This window comes from Lysinibacillus sp., assembly GCF_032093475.1.
GTDB lineage: Bacteria > Bacillota > Bacilli > Bacillales_A > Planococcaceae > Lysinibacillus > Lysinibacillus irui.
Genome location: NZ_DAMDAY010000207.1, coordinates 1 through 3,538 on the forward strand (window position 1 = coordinate 1; position 3,538 = coordinate 3,538).

6 protein-coding genes are annotated in these 3,538 nt (G+C 37.2%); 4 read left to right on the forward strand and 2 right to left on the reverse strand.

The window, feature by feature from the left end; genetic code table 11:
• Positions 1-482: bifunctional hydroxymethylpyrimidine kinase/phosphomethylpyrimidine kinase (gene thiD, locus RT445_RS23330; RefSeq protein WP_313471714.1), on the forward strand; the 482-nt coding region annotated here is incomplete at its 5' end.
• A gap of 46 nt (positions 483-528) precedes the next feature.
• Here thiD and RT445_RS23335 read toward each other — a convergent pair.
• Positions 529-759, reverse strand: a complete 231-nt coding sequence (locus tag RT445_RS23335; protein WP_313471716.1) for a hypothetical protein — start codon at positions 757-759, stop codon at positions 529-531.
• Between the two features lie 153 nt (positions 760-912).
• Here RT445_RS23335 and RT445_RS23340 point away from each other — a divergent pair, with 153 nt between their 5' ends.
• The 3 genes from RT445_RS23340 to bshB2 all read left to right on the forward strand — a co-directional run bounded on the left by RT445_RS23340 (position 913) and on the right by bshB2 (position 2,895).
• A complete protein-coding gene (locus RT445_RS23340) occupies positions 913-1,194 on the forward strand; it encodes a hypothetical protein (RefSeq protein WP_274795492.1) in 282 nt (93 codons plus the stop codon).
• 647 nt (positions 1,195-1,841) lie between these two features.
• Positions 1,842-2,192 carry a YojF family protein gene (locus tag RT445_RS23345; RefSeq protein WP_274795491.1) on the forward strand — a complete coding sequence of 117 codons (351 nt, stop codon included), beginning with the start codon at positions 1,842-1,844 and terminating at the stop codon, positions 2,190-2,192.
• 13 nt (positions 2,193-2,205) lie between these two features.
• Positions 2,206-2,895: a bacillithiol biosynthesis deacetylase BshB2 gene (bshB2, locus tag RT445_RS23350; RefSeq protein WP_274795490.1), complete on the forward strand. Its 690-nt coding sequence runs from the start codon at positions 2,206-2,208 to the stop codon at positions 2,893-2,895.
• A 45-nt stretch (positions 2,896-2,940) separates the two neighbouring features.
• On the opposite strand, the gene RT445_RS23355 is transcribed toward bshB2, so the two are convergent.
• A partial coding sequence (locus RT445_RS23355) for a TerC family protein (RefSeq protein WP_313471719.1) occupies positions 2,941-3,538 on the reverse strand: 598 nt, incomplete at its 5' end.

Sequence of the window (3,538 nt, forward strand, 5' to 3'; positions counted from 1 at the left end):
TGAACCCTGGTAACACAGATGCTATGATAAAACATCTTTTACCATTAGCAGCAGTCACAACACCTAATCTTTTCGAGGCTGGACAATTAGCTGGGACAGGTACACCCAAAACAATAGATGAAATGAAAACTGCAGCACGAAAAATCCATGAACTAGGTGCAAAAGCTGTTGTCATCAAAGGTGGAAAAGCACTAGCAACAGAAAAAGCAACAGACCTATTCTTCGATGGAGAAACATTCTTCCTATTAGAATCTGAGAAAGTTGCTTCGACTAATAACCATGGTGCAGGCTGTACATTTGCTGCTTCTGTAACGGCAAACCTTGCCAACGGTCTTTCTATTAAAGATGCTGTTATTGAGGCAAAAGAATTTGTATCAGCTGCCATCGCACATGGCTGGGCTCTAAATGACTATGTTGGTCCTGTCATGCACGGAGCAAAATCCCGTTATGGTGCTCCACAAGTAACAGTAACTGAAGTTTAATTATGAAAGGGATGGCCTCAAAAGTTATTTGAGACATCCCTTTTCTTTACAGATATTTCTCCATCATCTCAAGCCGATAATCCCATGGGTCATTTATTGAGATAAATTGGGCTAAAGCCTTACTTTCCTTTTTACGCTCAGCACGTGCCTTTGCTCGCTCTGAAGCAGTTTCATGCAACTTCGTTTCCTCCACCGTTTCGGGGATAGCACGGGGAACTAACGCAGATTTTTTGTTGTCATCTAATGCTACAGAGGTTAATAATGCAGTCGCTGCCACCTTTCTTTCCCCTGTTTTCAAGTTTTATTTAATTTTCAGAATATTACAATCTTTAAACGATTCTTTATTGTTTACGTATCAGCTAAAGTTAAAATGGGACAAGATACGTTAGGACTTCGTATCCCATATATTAGCTGTATGGGAGGGGAAAAGATGAAAAAAAACAAGATAGAGGACGTAACGGAAGAATCAGGATTACTAGCAGGAGAAATCACCTCTTCAAAAGTTGAAGTAATTTCTTCCATTATATTAACACTTGGTTACTCATTATCCACCCTTGCCACCATATTAGCTCTGCAGGAGGAGGAAGAATTAGCACAGGCCAAGACAACTGAAACCCAAGATCAAAATCTTTATATGAGGCAAATGTATAAGCAGCTACAAAATATGAACAATCGTTTAGATGCGATAGAGCGCAAGCTTAATCGATACTAACGAATACATAGCCTACACAAAAACTCAATAAAAAACCGCGACTCTCCGTCATAAAAGAGAATCGCGGTTTTTTACTATACTATGATAATGAGCTTCATTTTTCTTCCTTTTTCACAGCAACCTGTATACCTGTTAAAGGAACGTCATCTATTGTACCAAGATAGAGTTCGTTATTACCGAAATAATACTCCCTCTAACAGCTGGAGCTGTCTACACACACGATTTAGGAAGAAGTCATGGTTGCAATATCTATTAGGATGTGAAGATGGATATAATACAAAACGACACATTTTGTACATATTTATTTTCACACTCCCTATATTGATACATTACAATAATTTTTTCAAGAATATTGCTTAAAAATTTATCATAGATTAAGAGATGATGATTCATTTACCTTGAAGACGTCTCAGAATTATTAGAGAAATGTATGAGTTTGTTTAGTTAATCATTCTCGCTAAATTTTACTTGCCAGTCTAAAAAAATCTTGGCGTTTATTTATCTACTTCCAAAACAAAGTGTAAGTAGCAATAACTCCGAGGCTCAATGTAAATAAATCATGAATTTTTAATACCAAAGCAATCAATTTCCCTTTGCGAATTTTTTTTACTATACTAAAAGGAGAAATGATCGAGAGGAGTGTTAAGATGCAAGAAGTACAAGTAGAGACGTTGCAAGAATTGCTGAATTCTTTCGCCAACAAAGACGTTTATATTCATCTTGAGACGACAAACGGTTCTTATGCAGCACACTATGATGAAAAATTCTTTAATGCAGGTGCTTTTATTCGCAATGCTAAGATTAATTATGAGCTTGCTAAAGTGGTAGATCATGCACCGCATCGTGTTGGTTTAAAATTACCTCATGGTTGGGTTTATGCACAAGGCATTACACATTTTGAATTAGATGATTTAGGCCGTTTATTAATGGCTGGACTAGACTATTCTGGAAAATTGGCGATTGCACTTGAAATTAGTGAAACGCCATTTAGTTACTAAGGGGGACGATTATTTGAATTTACAACCACAACGTCATATTTTAATTGTGTACCCTCACCCAGATGATGAGGCTTTTTCAGTTGCCGGTACAATCGCCTACTATACAAAGAAAATGAATACACCTGTTACATATGCCTGTTTAACATTAGGCGAAATGGGACGTAATTTAGGTAATCCACCCTTTGCAACGCGTGAGTCCTTACCTGAAATCCGCCGTAAGGAACTAGTAGCAGCAGCAGAGGCAATGGGTATTCAAGATTTACGTATGCTTGGTTTGCGAGATAAAACAATTGAATTTGAAGATGATGAGAAAATGGTAAAATTAGTGGAAGGTCTAATTGAAGAGCTAATGCCTTCTTTAATTTTCACATTCTTACCTGGTTTTGCAGTTCATCCAGACCACGAAGCAACAGCGCGTGCTGTTGTAGAGGCTGTACGCCGTATGCCAAAGGCTGCTCGTCCACAAGTATTTGGATGCGCTTTTGCCAATGATACGATTGAAAAAAATGGTGAACCGCATATTGTCTACGATATTCGTGAAATGAGAATGGACAAATTAAAAGCATTACAAGCCCATGCATCACAAACGGGCTGGATGATGCAGGAAACTGAAAAACGCATTGATGACGGTGAACCAATGAGTGAGAGCTGGCTCAATGTTGAAAAATTCTATATTGTTGATCCTGACAAATATGTAAAATAAAAAACGTTCTGTTCTCATTTTATCTTTGAGAACAGAACGTTTTTATTAGGAAGCTCTTACTTTATTCATAATATGCACAACCATGGTGATTAGAAAAGCAACTACTAAGAATAAGAAGAATAAATAATGTGGTATATGGATATTGACAACACTCACTAACATTTTTAAGCCAATGACCCCAATAATTATAAAGGCTGTTGCTTCGAGCTCAGGAATTTTTTCGATAATGATTAAAAAAACACCTGCAATCGTTCTCATCATTAAAATCCCTAACATTCCTCCAATTAAAAGCACCCACACTTGATCTGATACGGCAAAGGCAGCAAATATGGAATCGATTGAAAATGCAATGTCCATTAGTTCAACAGAGATGACCGTTGCCCAAAAGGTGCCAAAAAAACGTACCATCCATCCTGATTTTTTTACTTCTTTCACACTATCTTCATTCCCTATGTGAAGAAAATGAGCCACACAGAGCCAAGCCAAATATAAAGCACCTAACACTTTAATAAACCAAAACTCTACAAGGTATACCCCTATACCAATGAATAAAAATCTAAAAAAATAGGCACCTAACATCCCATACATTAACGCTCGTTTACGTTGTTTATCTGGTAAATGTTTAACGAGTACTGCTAATACT

Excerpts from the sequence above, each read along its gene's own strand:
- RT445_RS23340 (WP_274795492.1), top strand. The coding sequence starts at position 913 with ATGAAAAAAAACAAGATAGAGGACGTAACGGAAGAATCAGGATTACTA.
- RT445_RS23345 (WP_274795491.1), top strand. The coding sequence starts at position 1,842 with ATGCAAGAAGTACAAGTAGAGACGTTGCAAGAATTGCTGAATTCTTTC.